Origin of the sequence: Lutibacter sp. (genome assembly GCF_021647475.1) — a bacterium.
Lineage (GTDB): Bacteria > Bacteroidota > Bacteroidia > Flavobacteriales > Flavobacteriaceae > Lutibacter.
Window position 1 is genome coordinate 1 of sequence record NZ_JAKIUR010000038.1, and the last position, 15,055, is coordinate 15,055.

The 15,055-nt window shown below is 28.9% G+C and carries 14 protein-coding genes; 6 read left to right on the forward strand and 8 right to left on the reverse strand.

Going from position 1 to position 15,055, the window contains the following annotated elements:
• Positions 1-102: 102 nt before the first annotated feature.
• The 3 genes from hemG to L3J60_RS09645 form a co-directional block, all read right to left on the reverse strand.
• The gene (hemG, locus tag L3J60_RS09635; protein WP_291975298.1) at positions 103-630 is read right to left on the reverse strand and encodes a menaquinone-dependent protoporphyrinogen IX dehydrogenase; all 528 of its coding nucleotides are present in this window, start codon (positions 628-630) and stop codon (positions 103-105) included.
• Positions 631-773: 143 nt separating this feature from the next.
• A complete protein-coding gene (locus L3J60_RS09640) occupies positions 774-965 on the reverse strand; it encodes a cold-shock protein (protein WP_291975299.1) in 192 nt (63 codons plus the stop codon).
• Positions 966-1,074: 109 nt separating this feature from the next.
• A complete protein-coding gene (locus L3J60_RS09645) occupies positions 1,075-2,070 on the reverse strand; it encodes an NAD(P)H-dependent glycerol-3-phosphate dehydrogenase (RefSeq protein WP_291975301.1) in 996 nt (331 codons plus the stop codon).
• A gap of 504 nt (positions 2,071-2,574) precedes the next feature.
• On the opposite strand from L3J60_RS09645, the gene L3J60_RS09650 reads away from it, so the two are divergent.
• The 3 genes from L3J60_RS09650 to dut are packed head-to-tail and all read left to right on the forward strand — an operon-like array spanning position 2,575 to position 5,323.
• On the forward strand, positions 2,575-4,032 hold the full coding sequence (locus L3J60_RS09650; protein WP_291975302.1) for a polysaccharide biosynthesis C-terminal domain-containing protein: 1,458 nt from the start codon (positions 2,575-2,577) through the stop codon (positions 4,030-4,032).
• Position 4,033: 1 nt separating this feature from the next.
• The gene (locus tag L3J60_RS09655) at positions 4,034-4,879 is read left to right on the forward strand and encodes an alpha/beta hydrolase-fold protein (protein WP_291975303.1); all 846 of its coding nucleotides are present in this window, start codon (positions 4,034-4,036) and stop codon (positions 4,877-4,879) included.
• Positions 4,880-4,891: 12 nt separating this feature from the next.
• The gene (gene dut, locus L3J60_RS09660) at positions 4,892-5,323 is read left to right on the forward strand and encodes a dUTP diphosphatase (protein ID WP_291975304.1); all 432 of its coding nucleotides are present in this window, start codon (positions 4,892-4,894) and stop codon (positions 5,321-5,323) included.
• Between the two features lie 343 nt (positions 5,324-5,666).
• Here the strand turns inward: dut and recA are convergent, their stop codons facing one another.
• On the reverse strand, positions 5,667-6,674 hold the full coding sequence (recA, locus tag L3J60_RS09665; RefSeq protein WP_291975305.1) for a recombinase RecA: 1,008 nt from the start codon (positions 6,672-6,674) through the stop codon (positions 5,667-5,669).
• A 97-nt stretch (positions 6,675-6,771) separates the two neighbouring features.
• Between recA and L3J60_RS09670 the strand changes: the two genes are divergently transcribed.
• On the forward strand, positions 6,772-7,113 hold the full coding sequence (locus tag L3J60_RS09670) for a cupin (protein ID WP_291975306.1): 342 nt from the start codon (positions 6,772-6,774) through the stop codon (positions 7,111-7,113).
• A 154-nt stretch (positions 7,114-7,267) separates the two neighbouring features.
• Here L3J60_RS09670 and L3J60_RS09675 read toward each other — a convergent pair whose 3' ends face one another.
• The 4 genes from L3J60_RS09675 to tyrS all read right to left on the reverse strand — a co-directional run bounded on the left by L3J60_RS09675 (position 7,268) and on the right by tyrS (position 13,368).
• Positions 7,268-11,155 (reverse strand): restriction endonuclease subunit S, encoded by a 3,888-nt coding sequence (locus L3J60_RS09675; RefSeq protein WP_291975307.1) that lies wholly within the window; start codon positions 11,153-11,155, stop codon positions 7,268-7,270.
• Positions 11,155-11,448 (reverse strand): helix-turn-helix transcriptional regulator, encoded by a 294-nt coding sequence (locus L3J60_RS09680; RefSeq protein ID WP_291975308.1) that lies wholly within the window; start codon positions 11,446-11,448, stop codon positions 11,155-11,157. Before L3J60_RS09680 ends, L3J60_RS09675 begins: the two co-directional genes overlap by 1 nt.
• A 216-nt stretch (positions 11,449-11,664) precedes the next feature.
• Positions 11,665-12,060 carry a nucleoside 2-deoxyribosyltransferase gene (locus L3J60_RS09685; RefSeq protein ID WP_291975309.1) on the reverse strand — a complete coding sequence of 132 codons (396 nt, stop codon included), beginning with the start codon at positions 12,058-12,060 and terminating at the stop codon, positions 11,665-11,667.
• 15 nt (positions 12,061-12,075) lie between these two features.
• The gene (tyrS, locus tag L3J60_RS09690) at positions 12,076-13,368 is read right to left on the reverse strand and encodes a tyrosine--tRNA ligase (RefSeq protein WP_291975310.1); all 1,293 of its coding nucleotides are present in this window, start codon (positions 13,366-13,368) and stop codon (positions 12,076-12,078) included.
• A gap of 85 nt (positions 13,369-13,453) precedes the next feature.
• Between tyrS and L3J60_RS09695 the strand changes: the two genes are divergently transcribed.
• Positions 13,454-14,458, forward strand: coding sequence for an SDR family oxidoreductase (locus tag L3J60_RS09695; RefSeq protein WP_291975311.1), 1,005 nt, complete (start codon positions 13,454-13,456; stop codon positions 14,456-14,458).
• Complete coding sequence (locus tag L3J60_RS09700; protein WP_291975312.1) at positions 14,455-15,051, forward strand: hypothetical protein; 597 nt, start codon at positions 14,455-14,457, stop codon at positions 15,049-15,051. Before L3J60_RS09695 ends, L3J60_RS09700 begins: the two co-directional genes overlap by 4 nt.
• The last annotated feature ends 4 nt before the right edge of the window (positions 15,052-15,055 follow it).

Genomic DNA, 15,055 nt, shown 5'->3' on the forward strand with positions numbered 1-15,055 from the left:
TGAAGTAATCTTTTCATAAAAATGAGATTGCTTCCTCATTTCGCTTTGCTTCATTCATCGCAATGACGTAGCTTGTTGATTTTCAACCCGGTATTTATTTTCTTACATCGAACTCAGGTTATTAGTAAATTGAGTTACTTTTCCCCAGTTTGTATATTCAATTTTTGTATTTTTATCCGTTGGTCCTTTAGTCATCCACATAATAAATTGAATCATAATTCTGTCCCAAAAAGGATATTTTTTATAATCTAATTTTCCTGCAAATACTTCAATTACGGTCGGCTTCCAATCAATGGTTTTAAAAAATTTTATAACATACGGATTGGTTTTTGGTGTGTTTTTTTCAGATTTTCGTGCTACCAAATTAACCGAAATAAATACGGTTTTTGTAGCATCTAATTCTTTTTTGTTTGTATTAATAAAATCGATTATTCTTTTGTTATGCACGCCATACCTAATACTTGATGCTATTACAAAGGTGTTATAATTAGTAATATTTGAAGTGAAATTATCTATAGAAAACAAATCGACAGTTTGATTGCTTTTTTGTAATTCATCTTTAATAAAATTACATATTTTATGAGTTTGCCCATCTATTGACGAGTACACTATTCCAATTTTATTACTCATAATTAAAGTTTTAGTATAAAGCTATCAAATTTACAAAAATGTACTGCTACCTTCTATGATATTCATCAATTGTAAAACAAAAAAAAGAAAAAACCAGCCTAATTAGGCTGGTTTTGAATCTTAAAAAATTTATGTAATAAATATTAAGCTACTTTTACATTTACTGCGTTTAAACCTTTTTTACCTTCTGTTAGTTCAAATTCAACTTCATCACCTTGTTTAATTTCATCAATTAAACCAGAGATGTGTACAAAGTAATCTGTGCCTGAATTTTCTTCTGTAATAAAACCAAATCCTTTAGTTTCGTTAAAAAATTTTACTGTTCCTTTTTTCATTGTTAAATAAATATATTAAACAACAAATATAAACTTATTTCAATTGAAATCACATTTTTATTTAAAAAAAAGTTTATTTAAAAATAGATATTAGAAAGATAACTAATTGTTAATCTAATAGTTCTGTTAACTTAGAAAATATTTTTTTAGGATTTTTTTGTTTGTATAAAATAGCATATACCGCATCAATAATAGGTGTTTTAGCTTTGTTTTTTTCATTTAATAGAAAAGCACTTTTTGTAGCGTAATAACCTTCGGCTACCATACTCATTTCCATCATAGCACTTTTTACGGTATAACCTTTTCCAATCATGTTTCCAAACATGCGATTTCTACTAAAAATGGAATATCCTGTAACTAACAAATCACCTAAATAAGCCGAATTATTAATGTTTCGTTTCATTCTATGTACTTTTTTAATAAAACGCTTCATTTCTCTAATAGAATTCGACATTAAAACGGACTGAAAATTATCACCATAGCCTAAACCATGTGCAATACCAGCAGCAATGGCGTAAATATTTTTTAGCATAGCTGCATATTCAGTTCCAATAATATCATCAGAAATTTTAGTTTTAATGTAATTACTAGCAATACAACTACTTAATAGTTTTGCCTTTTCTTGATCTCTACTAGAAATAGTTAAATATGATAAACGTTCCATGGCCACTTCTTCGGCATGGCAAGGACCTGAAATAACCCCTATATTTTCAATAGGAACGTTAAGTATTTGGTTAAAATGCTCTCCAACAATTAATCCTGATTCAGGGACAATGCCTTTTATGGCCGAAAATATAATTTTATTGGAAAAATCTGCTGTTATTTTATCTAATTCCGATTTCAAAAAAGCAGAAGGAATTACAAAAATTAAAATATCAGCATAGTTAACCATTTGATTAATATCATTGGAAAGTTTTAATTTTGAAGGGTGAAATTCAGCTGAACTTAAGTAATTAGGATTGTGGTGTTCTTTTTTTATATAGCTAATTGCGGTTTTATTGCGCATATACCAGCCAACTTGATGTAAATTTTCGCACAACATTTTTACAATTGCCGTTGCCCAACTTCCACCTCCAAAAACAGCCACTTTAGGAAAATTATTCATTTTAGTAAATTTTAATTGTATATCCGTAAAATCTCATAAATTTATAATGTCCGTCATTCTGAACTTGTTTCAGAATCTCATGATGATTGTAAATCAACATAATAAAGTGAGACCCTGAAATAAATTCAGGGTGACGTGTTAACTATATGACTAAAAACAGATATACATAATTTTAAATATCAAAAGTATAAAATCTAAATTAAATGAATTTTAAAATAGCTTAATTTTTAATAGGAATCAAAAAGATTACTTTTGTACATTTATACGGTTTATTTTACTAATATACACCCGTTGTGCATTATGATAAAATTTCGTCAATTCGAGTGAATTTTAGCCTTTTTAGGCTTAGAATTAGTATTGAGAATAGGTTTTTTATTTAAAAACAACCGTTCTCGATACTAATTTTTATCAAAAATTACCTGCCTTGCCGTCAGGCAGGCTCGAACAGACGTAACAGTAGGTTTAAAAAGTTAAAATGCACAACGAGTTAATATATATTTAATATTGAGCACACTTAAAAGATTTTTTAAAGACACTATTATCTACGGAATTGCGGCAGTTTTGCCTCGAGTAATTAACTTTTTATTAGTAAAAGTTCAAACGGATGCTTTGCCAACTAGCAATTACGCCGAAAACACCAACTTTTATATTTGGGCAGCATTATTTGCGATTTTATTAACTTTTGGATTTGAAACGGCATTTTTTAGGTTTTATAAGTCCGAAAAAAATAAAGAATCATTGCTTTCTACTGCTTTTTTAAGCGTTGCTTTTTCTGCTTTTGTTTTTATTTTAATGGCAATTTCATTTTCAGATTTTTTTACTACGATTTTTGATTTCGGTCATAATCCAATTCAGTTTAAATTATTAATTGGGATTTTAACCTTAGATACTTTAGCCGTTATCCCTTTTGCTTATTTAAGAGCAACAAATAGACCTATAAAATATGCTACTATTAAACTTTTAAATGTTTTTGTAATTGTAGCTATAAATTTAATTTTCCTAAAATTTATTCCAGAATTTATTAAAGATGGAAAGCCATTGCCAACGTTTTTAGTTACTACTTTTAATAGCACTGCCATTGTTAATTTTATATTTATAGCTAATATTATTGGCAGTGCATTTTCACTATTGTTGTTGCTTCCAATTTTATTAAAATTTAAGTGGACTTTTAACACTCTTTTATTCAAAAAAATGCTTTCCTATTCTTGGCCAATTGCAATTGCAGGCATTGCGTATGTAATTAATGAAAATTTGGATAAAATTTTAATAGGAAAATTAATGGATAAAAATGCTATGGGAATTTATGCCGCTTGCTATAAATTAGCAATTTTTATGAATTTATACATTATGGCATTTCGTTTAGGTGCAGAACCTTTCTTTTTTAACCATTCAGACCATAAAGATGCCAAAAAAACGTATGCTAGAATTTTAAACTATTTTATAATTATTGGTGCTTTGGTATTTGTTACTATTGTGGTTTTTATTGATGTTTTAAAACAATTATTTATAAATGAAAAGTATTGGGCAGCAATAGGTATTGTTCCCGTAGTGTTGTTAGCAAACTTATTGTTAGGCGTTTATCACAACTTAGCAATTTGGTATAAATTAACCGATAAAACACGTTATGCAATGTTATTTTCAATAATTGGAGCAGTAATTACTATTATAGTTAACATAACTTTAATTCCAGTAATTGGTTTTATGGCTTCTGCTTGGGCAACGTTGTTAGCTTATGGAAGTATGATGATTCTCTCGTATTTTATTGGAAAAAAACATTATAAAGTTCCGTATAATTTAAAAAAATCTGGAAGTTATTTAGTGACTTCTATTATTATTTCATTTGTTTCTTTTGAGTATTTTAGAGAAAACTATTTGATTTCAGTAGGTTTTGTGTTAGTATTTGGTGCCTTAATTTTTTGGAATGAAAAAAAGGAAATATTTGCAATTATTAAACGAAAATAGCATGAAAAAATTCATCAGTTTTTTTGCGTTTATTTGTTTATCCATTACTCTAGCTTTTGCTCAAAGTAATTCTGAAAAAAAATCAACTGCAGCTATAAATGTTTCTATCTTAAAAAAGGAGTTTGTAATTCCTGATTTGAATACTATTTCTCATAAAATTTGGGTGTATTTACCCCCAAATTATGCTAAAACCTCAAAAAAATATCCAGTAATTTATATGCACGATGCTCAAAATTTGTTTGATAATAAAACTTCTTTTTTAGGTGAATGGCAAGTAGATGAAACCTTGAATAAATTGTTTAAAAAAACAGGAAAAAGTTTTATAGTTGTTGGAATTGAAAATGGAGGAACAGAACGAATTAATGAATACACGCCGTGGAAAAACAAAAAATATGGTGGAGGAAAAGGTGCAATTTATATCAATTTTATAGTGAATACCTTAAAACCTTATATTGATGCTCATTATCGAACTAAAAAACAAGCAAAACAAACAGCTTTAATTGGAAGTTCTTTAGGTGGATTAATTTCTTATTACGGCGGACTTAAATATCCAAATACTTTTGGGAAAATTGGAGCTTTATCCACTTCTTTTTGGTTTTCAAATAAAGTTATTGATTTTACTAAGAAATACGGAAATACTTCTAAAATAAAACTATGCTTATATGTTGGAAGTAAGGAAGGTGATACCATGGAATCTGACACTAAAAACATGAAAAATTTATTACTTGCAATAGATTTTCCTACTAAAAATATAAAAGTAAGTATAAATCCAGAAGGAAAACATAACGAAACTGCTTGGAAAAACGAGCTTTTAAAAACTATAGATTGGTTATTTAACATACCTTAAAATAAAACATAAATGAAAGTTCAAATTATTAATAAATCTAAACACAAATTGCCTAATTACGAAACCATTGCATCTGCTGGAATGGATTTACGAGCTAATATAACAGAAGCAATTACTTTAAAACCTTTAGAACGTGCTATTGTTAAAACTGGTTTGTTTATTGCATTACCTGTAGGTTTTGAAGCCCAAGTACGTCCAAGAAGTGGACTCGCGGCTAAAAAAGGAATTACGGTGTTAAATGCTCCTGGAACTGTAGATGCAGATTATAGAGGTGAAATTGGGGTGATTTTAGTGAATTTATCTAAAGATGATTTTGTAATAAATGATGGTGAACGTATTGCTCAATTAGTAATTGCAAAACACGAACGTGCCGATTGGGAAGAGGTTGAAGTTTTAAGTGAAACAGATAGAGGAGCTGGTGGATTTGGAAGTACTGGAGTGTAGAAAATATAAAAGACCTGTTAGGTTTTCAAAACCTAACAGGTCTAAGATATATTAATTTGTGTTGACTAAATTAAAATGCACAACGAATTTAATTTTAGCCCCGATAGCAGTGGCAGCTTTTTTGGTTTTTTCCAAAAAACTATAACGGATAGCGGGAAATAGCTTCAAAAAACAGACTGTTTGAAAAACTTTTAAAAATTGTCATTCTGAACCTGCCAGTCGCAGGCGGGCTTGTTTCAGAATCTCATGGTTTCTATTACTTATATTAATGAGAACCTGAAACAAGTTCAGGTTGACGTAAAATTCGCTTTTCAGATAGCCTTTTTAAATAATGTATCTCTTATTATTCCTTAGTATTAATAGCTTCCTTAATTTTAGTTTCTAGTTCTTCAGCTAATTCAGGGTTGTCTTGAATTAAAGCTTTAACAGCATCGCGACCTTGACCTAATTTAGTATCGCCATAACTAAACCAAGAACCACTTTTTTTAATAATTCCAAACTCAACACCTAAATCTAATATTTCACCTGTTTTGGAAATTCCTTTTCCGTACATAATATCAAATTCAGCAATTTTAAAAGGTGGAGCTACTTTGTTTTTCACTACTTTAACTTTAGTACTATTTCCAATAACTTTATCGCCATCTTTAATTTGAGTTCTTCTGCGAATATCTAAACGAATGGAAGCGTAGAATTTAAGTGCATTTCCACCAGTAGTAGTTTCAGGATTACCAAATATAACGCCAATTTTTTCACGTAATTGATTAATGAAAATCACGGTACATTTAGTTTTATGGATGGTTCCTGTTAATTTACGAAGTGCTTGCGACATTAACCTTGCGTGTAATCCCATTTTAGAATCTCCCATTTCACCTTCAATTTCGCTTTTAGGTGTTAGGGCTGCAACGGAATCAATTACAATAATATCAATAGCTCCAGAACTAATTAAATTATCGGCAATTTCAAGTGCTTGTTCGCCATAATCTGGCTGAGAAATGATTAAATTATCTATGTCAACTCCTAAATTTGAAGCATAAAAACGATCAAAAGCGTGTTCTGCGTCAATAAAAGCTGCTATTCCTCCTGCTTTTTGAGCTTCGGCAATTGCGTGTAATGTTAATGTTGTTTTACCAGATGATTCTGGACCGTAAATTTCAATAACTCTACCACGTGGATAACCACCAACTCCTAAAGCTAAATCTAACCCTAATGAGCCTGTTGAAATTGCTTCAATATCATCAATTGCCATATCTCCCATTTTCATAACGGTTCCTTTTCCGTAAGATTTATCTAACTTGTCTAGCGTAAGTTGTAATGCTTTTAATTTTGCTGCTTTTTCTTTATCGTCTGCCATAATCTTTTTTAAAAAGTTAAAAATGTTTGATGCTAAAATATAAAAAAGTATTGAGTATATTTAGGGTTTATTTATAATAATATTAACCAATTTAAAAATGCAAAAATCTTCATTACTTAACAACGTAACTTATACTACAAATAAGCCAGCAATTTCGGTTTTATTTGAAACTGAATCTACTAAAGAAATTAGAATTGTTTTTAAAAAAGATCAATTTATGAAAGCTCATAAAACATCTTTTCCTATTACTGTTGAAATTTTTGAAGGTGCTATTGATTTTGGAGTAAAAGGTAAAATTCAAAATTTAGTAAAAGGCGATTTGGTTTGGTTAGAAGCAAATACTGAACATGATTTAATGGCTAAGCAAGATAGCATTGTACGGTTAACACTTTCAAAATTGGATACGGTTGAAAGAGTTAAAAAAGTTACTGAATCTTAATAAAAAAAACATCTTTATATAACAAAAGTTGCGGGTTTGAAAATAGTATTTTTCTTGATTTAGAAACATTCTAGTTTATTGCATTTAGCAATTTTTGGCTTGTGCTATTGGTTGTAGCGAATTGCAAATGTGCATGGCTTATGCGTTGGTATTTCTACAAATACTTTTTTAATACTTCTTCTTTTTCTGTTTGTACATTCTCTAAACTCAACTTTATTTTATCAATTTCTTTTTCTTTTTTCTCGATTATTGAAATAAGTTTTTTCTGTTCTGCAATACTTGGTAAAGCGATTTCAAGGTTTCTGATTAAAGACATATTCGCCATTGTAAATTTACCTTTTCTGTCTCCAAAGTTTTTATCAAAATCATTCATTAAAGCGTAAAACAAAAATTTTGAATTAAGTTCTTTCTCATCTTTTGGATAAAGTCCCGCAATATTCTGATTTGTAGTTGCCTCAAAAGTCAAATAAGCCACTCTTCCAATTGTTGCACCAACTAAGGCAATTAAAATAGTATCTTTTTTGAATAATTTAGCAGATGACTTTTCTAAACCTAATTTTGATATTTTTTCTTTTACTTGATTTTCATAAACATAACAGTTTTGACAAACCTCTGAACGCAACCAGTTTATAGTGCCATTTTCCCAATAATCATTCTCTTTTCTGCTTGGTGTTCCACCACTTTGAGAAATACAAATTTTATCAATTTTTGTTTTTTGCTTTCCGCTTACTACTTGTTTAAATTCTGTTCGGATTTCATTTTCTAATTGTTTTATTTTTTCAAATCCTTTGGTTTCTTTTTGTTCAACCTTTTCTATTTCTGAAATTATTTTTTGTTGAATTTTAAGTGGTGGAATTGGTATTTTGTAATTTGATAATTGAGGGACAGATAGTTGAGGAACTCCTGCACCAGAAATGACAAAATCAATATCACTTATAATATATTCTAAATATTTGGTGTGTGCTATTTCTTTCTTTGGTTCTAACACAAGTAATCTAACAATAGGATAAAATTTTTCGTTACGTTCTACTGTATAACCAATTGTTCCTCTTGCAGAGATTGTAACACATGGATAGTTTATTTTAACAATGTCAGTAAAACCATATAATCCTTTATTGCTTGATGAATTTGAGTAAATTGGGATTTTATAACTATCTGTTTCTTTCTCTGAAAACCTACCTTTTGGGACATCACCACCAGCGATTAAACTTTTTGCTATATCTCCAATTTTTCGTAAACTCCATTTTGTAGAAAATTGGTTATGAGAATTCGCATTTAATTTAATTATTTTTTCAAATTCCACTTTTTCAAAATCTAACAAATCAACTAATTTGTAAATACTTGTATTTTCTTTCTGACTTTCATCAATTTTAGAAACAATATTATTAGCAACAGCCTGTCTAATATAACTATTCGCTTTTTCAGGGTTTAATAAATTGGTTGGGTCAAATAGTTTACCTCCATTATTATTTATTTTAATTCCTTCTTGTCCTTTTTTTCCTTGAAACTCATAGCCCAAAAACTCTTTTTGTTTATTTATATCATTTCCTGTTTTTACAATTACAGTTTGTTGTGGTTTATAATATTCTTCAATGTTTTCAGCTTCTTTGTCTGCATCACTTAAACAAAGCATAAAATATAAGAATTTTTCTTTTTCCTTATCTTTACAGTAGTTGTAAAAGCGTTTTGTTAATTCAGCTTCTTTTTCTTTTGGTTTATAATTTTTGAAAAATGCTTTTTTCTTTAAATTCTTTGTTTCTGTACTATCGTCAAAAGCAGATTTATATTCTGTAAACATTTCTGTTTTTAAGAGACTATCGTTTATTTCTATTTTTAATAAACGGACATAATCATCATAATTAAATTCTCTGTGTTCACAAAACAGTTCTATAAATCGCTTCTCTTTTACGTATCGTTTTTCAGTGTCAATATTTACACCGTTAAAAACATCTTCTGCAATATATTCTCTGTCTTTTAGGAAATCATCATTTCTGCGTTTTAAGAACAGAATTACAGTTGTTGTACCTGTGGCAATGAATGTTTTACTACCAAGTTCGGTAATTGCTTTAATTTCAAAATATTTTAATAAAACTTCCCTTGCTTTTGTATAAACTCCTGTATTTGAAAGAATAGTTGAAGGCAATACAATTCCTGCTAATCCTTTATCAGCAAGCACTTGCTTTGTTCTTTCAATGAACAATGCTTCTATTTGGCTACTTCTTTCTGTTAAATGTTCAAAAAGAGAAAAGTTTGTTTTACCTACATTCAAGTAGTTTTTAAACGCATCAACCGAATAAGGTGGGTTTGCAATTACAATGTCAAATTTTTTCTTTTCCATTTGTAATTGGTCGTGGTTTTCTAATCCGTCTCCAAAAAGAATATTTGCATCACCATCTCCATTTATGTAACAGGCTATCTGAGATGTTCTTGCTAAACGATAATCTTTTTCTATTCCAAAAATATAATCCTTAGTCCATTCTGTCCCCTTACTGTATTCTTTGATTTTATTTTGTTGTTCCAGAGATAATTTAGAAGTATTAAGGGATTTGATATTATGTTGTAATTCTTCAATACTTTCAGTTAAAAAATGCCCTGCACCACAAGCATAATCTAATATTTTTGGTAAAATATAATCTTCATCATTTTTTAATTTCTTTTGTATAATTTCATCAAAACCAAGTGAAAGAATAATGTACCTTACAATTGGAATAGGTGTGAAAAACTGACCTTCTGATTGTTTAACTCCGTGATTAAGCATTAACTCAAAGAAATCACCTAAAACTTGTTGCTGACTGTTGTATTTAAATCTGAAATTTTGAATAAGCTTTACAACTTCTGTAAGTACTCGTCCATTTTGGTCAAATAACTTTTTATTATGAACTTCTTTAAACGCAAATTCATTATTGGTATAATATTTTAATTCTCTAAAAACTGCTTCAACAGCTTCAATTGGTGTTTGTTTAGGATATAGTTTAATTATTTTGTGTAAGTCGGCTTCTGAATAATAAACAATTTCTTCATTTAGTTTTTTCATTCCCTTTTGGTAAAGGGCTTGTAAACGGTCAATTAAATGTTCGTATTCTTCATCTTCTTTAACTTGAAAGTCTAATATATCTTCATCATTTTTTTCTTCATCAACTATTTTACAAAGAAATAGTGAAAGGATTTTATTAAATGCGTTAGCATTATCTGAAATATTATTGTGTCTTAGTATTTCCGCAAATTTGTTAAATAATCCTTGTGAGTTGTCAAGAGATTTTAAATTTTTCTTTTTGAGTGCTTTTAGTTCAAGAGAATAAGCATTTGCATCATCATCAAAAATACCGTTGAAATGAAAATACTTATTAAATAACTCTTTCCATACTTCAAATAATTCTGCTTTATTATTAGCATCACGATAAAGTTTAATGTTTTCTTCTTCTATTTGCTTTAAACTTTTCTTTAAATCTTCTTCACGGTCTTTTACTTGAACAATTAGATTTTCATAATCAAAAGTTTTATTTTCAGATAATTTCGAAGCGTAAAGAACAAGAAACTTAGCGTTTTGGTCATTTGCAAGATAGGCGAATAACTGTCCACCGTGTTCTTCCATTTTCTTACGCTCTTTTTCAAACTCGCTTCCCCAAGTTTTACATTCAATTACCATCAAAGATTTTTCATCTTTACCATAAATACAAACATCAGATTTTCCACCACTTGCACCTCTTCCAGAAGGATAGCGCCTTTCTAAATGAATATCGTTTGGCAAATACCCTTTTTCTAAAAGTCTGTCAACTACTTCTAAAATCACAAAATTTTCTTGTTCAATCGGATTTTTTCCAATTACAAAATTTGAAGTTGTTTTATCTCCAATTTGGATTTGCTTATCTAATACTCTTTCAACCGTTGTTTTTTCGTCAGAACGATAATATATTTTACCTTTTTCAAGGTCAATTTTTAGCGTATATTTTTGTAGTTTATATTCTTTTTGATATTGAATTTTATTTTTACTTGTAAATCCGAGCAATTCAATAAACTCTTTTATGCCTTTTGATGCTCCCATTATTCTGTTCCGTATTTAATTCTTTGTTCTGCAACCCTTAAAGCATTCTCTGCATTTTCTTCACCTTGTAGGGTGTAAATAATTTTATCACTTAACCAAGCTGTTATTAATTCATCTTTGTCAAGTTCAAAAAAGTTAGCAAATTTTTCAACTTGTTCTTTTGATGGTTTTCTGTCACCTTTTTCAAATTTGCTTATAAGTGCTTGGTCAACTTCCAAAGCACTTGCAACTTGTCTAAGAAATAGTCCTTTTTTTCTTCTTTCTGATTTAATTATTTTTCCAAATGATTGCATATGACTAAATTTGATTTGACAAATATAGACAAATTACTTTAAGTCAAACAATTATTCCATTTTTTATTTGGGTAGGCTGAAAAATAGCTCTTTTGTTTTTTATAGGTTAGATTTTAGCATTAGCAAAAACCAAATGTGCTATTTACGTGCTAGCTTTTTCTTAACTAAAAGCATTGATTTTATGAATTACTGTGGACGATTTTTATATTTAGCAACTCATTTTAGTTTTAATATTTCCCCCATTGTTTCTTTTAAATCAAATTCATCTCTGTACGGTATAATAGCAGTTGAACAACCAGAAACAGTTGTAGAATATTTTGAGTCTTTTTTTCTCAAATAGAAAATTGGTTTATTTTTTGCAAAAGCATATCCAATTTCAATTCCAACACCTATTGATTTTGTGGTTAATTCTGCAATAAGAAAATCAGAATTGTCAATTTCTTCAAATGCAACTTTCATCATTTCTTTTTCTTGATTTGGACTAAATTTATATTTATCAACAAATACGAGTAATTCAATATTATTTTTAAGAAATAATTCTTGAATAATATCAATCTCTTTATCAAATAGATATCTATTTGAGTAGCTTATTGCAAAATATGCTTTTTTCATTTTTGTTTATTCCTACTAGCCAACCACTTTTAATAAAAAATAAGTTTTTTTACCACGTTGTAAAAGCACGTATTTATTAGCAATTAAATCGGAAGTTGTAATTACACAATCGTCTTTTACTTTTTCTTTATTTACTGAAATTGAATTTTCTTTTAATGCACGTCTAACTTCACCATTTGATTTTAAAAAACCAGTATCTGCAAAAGCAGCAACAATATTTAATCCGTTTTCAATTACTTCACGTTTAATTTCAGTTTGAGGAACACCATCAAAAACATCTAAAAAAGTTTGTTCATCTAACGATTTTAAATCGCTGGCAGTGGATTTTCCAAATAAAATAGTTGAAGCTTTAATCGCATTTTCATAAGCTTCTTTTCCGTGAGTCATTACGGTAACTTCTTCTCCAATTTTCTTTTGAAGAATGCGTAAATGTGGTGCTTCTTTATGTTCTTTTATTAACTTTTCAATAGTTTCTTTATCTAAAAAAGTAAATATTTTTATGTATTTTTCAGCATCTTCATCCGAAGAATTTAGCCAATATTGATAAAATTTATAGGGCGAAGTTCTGTTAGCATCTAACCAAACATTTCCTCCGGCAGTTTTTCCAAATTTAGAACCGTCGGCTTTGGTAATTAATTTGCAAGTAAGTGCATACGCTTTACCTTGGGCTTTTCTTCGTATTAATTCTGTTCCGGTAGTAATATTTCCCCATTGGTCTGAGCCACCCATTTGAAGCATACAATTTTTTTCTTTGTATAAATGGTAAAAATCGTATCCTTGAAATAATTGATAGGTAAATTCAGTAAAACTCATTCCTGTTTTAGCTTCAGAATCTAAACGTTTTTTTACAGAATCTTTTGCCATCATATAATTTACGGTAAGATGTTTACCTACATCGCGTACAAATTCAATTAATGAAATTTCTTTCATCCAATCATAATTATTTACTAATTGTGCGGGATTTTCACTAGTAGTTTCGTCAAAATTTAAAAAACGAGCTAATTGTGCTTTTACACCAGCAACATTTTTGTTTAAAGTAGCTTCATCTAATAAATTACGTTCGGCACTTTTACCTGAAGGATCACCAACCATTCCTGTAGCTCCACCAACTAATGCGATAGGGTTATGACCTGCTTTTTGAAAATGCATTAATAAGATTATAGGGACTAAACTTCCAATATGTAAGGAGTCGGCAGTTGGATCAAAGCCAATATATCCCGTAGTTTTATGTTTTAATAAATACTCTTCAGTTTCAGGCATAATGTCGTGTAACATGCCTCTCCAACGTAATTCTTCAACAAAATTCATTCTTAAAAATTTAATTTTTAGCAAATATAAAATTTTAGTTGGTAGTAATTTATTTTTAAACCGTAGTTTTTTATATTTTCGTTTTATGATATTAGTAACTGGAGGTACAGGGCTTGTTGGTTCGCATCTATTGTATAAACTAGCATTACAAAATAATAGCATTAAAGCTATTTATAGAAAAAGCAGTAATTTATTGGCTGTTAAGAAAGTTTTTAGCTATTATTCTGATGATTACGAAGCTCTTTTTAATAAAATTGATTGGGTTGCAGCTGACCTTTTAGATGTTACAACTTTAAAAAATGCTTTTGAAAACGTAACTAAAGTTTATCATTGTGCAGCGTTAGTTTCTTTTAATCCTAAAGATTATTGGAAAATGCGTAAAATTAATATTGAAGGAACTGCCAATGTGGTTAATTTTTGTATTGATGCTAAAATTGATAAACTTTGTTTTGTAAGTTCTATTGCTACGTTAGATAAATCAGTAGATTCAGATATAATTAATGAAGAATCTGAATGGATTTCTACCAGAAATAAAAGTGGTTATGCTATAACCAAACATGGGGCTGAAATAGAAGTTTGGCGAGCTTCACAAGAAGGAGTAAATGTAGTTATTGTAAATCCTGGTGTAATTTTAGGAGCGGGTTTTTGGGATAATGGAACAGGCGAACTGTTTTCTAAAATAGCTAAAGGATTTAATTTTTATAGTGAAGGTGTAACTGGTTTTGTATCCGTTAATGATGTTGTAAAAATTATGATTGCCTTAATGGACAGTTCCGTTATAAATGAACAATTTGTCTTGGTAGCAGAAAATCTTAGTTTTAAAACTATTTTTTATGAAATTGCTAAAGCGTTTGGTAAAAAACCGCCAAGAATTAAAGTAAATAAATTTAGATCTTCCATTGTTTGGAGAGTGGCTACATTTTGGGCATTTATAACAAATAAAAATCCAATACTCACTAAAAATTCCGCAAAAAGTTTACATACCAAAAGTTATTATTCTTCAGATAAAATTATTAAAACCTTAAACTTTAAGTTTGAAAAAATTACTAGTGTTATTAGAACAATTTGTACCTTTTACAATCAAAAATGAGAACTAATTTTTATAATGATATTGTAATAAAATGGACAGGAAATATTAGTTTAGAAGAAAAAATAATGTTGCTGTTTAATAAAGTACGAGATATTCCTTATGGAAGTATTTGCTCTAGAAACCCTAAAGATGTTTACCTTCAACAAAAAGGGACTTGCTCTGGAAAACATGAATTGCTTAAAGGATTGTACAAATCGTTAGGAATACCCGTTAAGGATTATATTATTTTACATTCTTTTAATAATCTTCCTGTAAAATATCCAAAAAACATAAAAGAATTTTTAGCTAAAAATAAGATTGTTGATCCTCATAATTTTTTAAAAATAAAAATTGAAGATAATTGGATAGTGGTTGATGTTACTTGGGATTTGCCTTTAAAAAATCTCGGATTTCCTGTGAATGAAAATTGGAATGGAAAAGTAGATGGTAAAATATCTGTAGCACAAGGAGGAAAAATAATGGAAACCGATAATCCAATACTAAAAAAGCAAGAATTATTAAGTGAATTTTCAGTTCTTGAACAAAAAAACAGAAAACAATTTTTACGGTTATTAACAAATTGGTTGGAAGAGGAAAGGGAAAATTTAAAGTAAGACT